This window comes from Actinoplanes sp. DH11 (assembly GCF_020873875.1).
Classification (GTDB): domain Bacteria; phylum Actinomycetota; class Actinomycetes; order Mycobacteriales; family Micromonosporaceae; genus Actinoplanes.
Genome location: NZ_JAHWGU010000112.1, coordinates 1 through 480 on the forward strand (window position 1 = coordinate 1; position 480 = coordinate 480).

Consider the following 480-nt stretch of genomic DNA (forward strand, 5'->3'; position numbering starts at 1 on the left):
TCGTTGCCCGACCCCCGGCTGTTCGACCGGGGGCCACTGCGCAACGACGGAGCAGATGCGATAACTGTTGCGCACTTTTCGCGACATTTCTAGATGACAATTGTCAACCGATCTGGAATCGGAGTGTTTTTGGTTGACAGACGTCAAGTAGCCCTTCAATGAGCGGAGGGGAAAACGGCGAGACTCATGACTTCCAGATTTTCTCAGGCATTTTCGATCAGGACTCCAAGTGGCGTCATCTCGCGACCTTCACCGAGTCGCCATCGTCGAAGGCGATTGTGATTGAGCCGTCCGTGTGAAACGCCGAGGGCTGTCCAAATCGAGCGATCATTTCGGCCTGTTCAGCGGTGATGGGGTGTGGCCCTGCCTTGCGTTCTGCGAGACGATCCAGCCATGCCGTGCGCTGATCCTCCACCCACCGCTCCTCGGCCTCCAGAGCCCGCCGTAGGCGCTTCAGCAGGCACTTCACCGCGTTAAGGC

Annotated in this window: 1 protein-coding gene; it reads right to left on the bottom strand. The window is 58.3% G+C overall.

Features of this window, described 5'->3' with window-relative positions; all coding sequences use genetic code 11:
• Window positions 1–235 precede the first annotated feature (235 nt).
• Window positions 236–480, bottom strand: a 245-nt coding sequence (locus tag LPA41_RS40955; RefSeq protein ID WP_229076885.1) for a hypothetical protein, incomplete at its 5' end; no start/stop codon positions are given.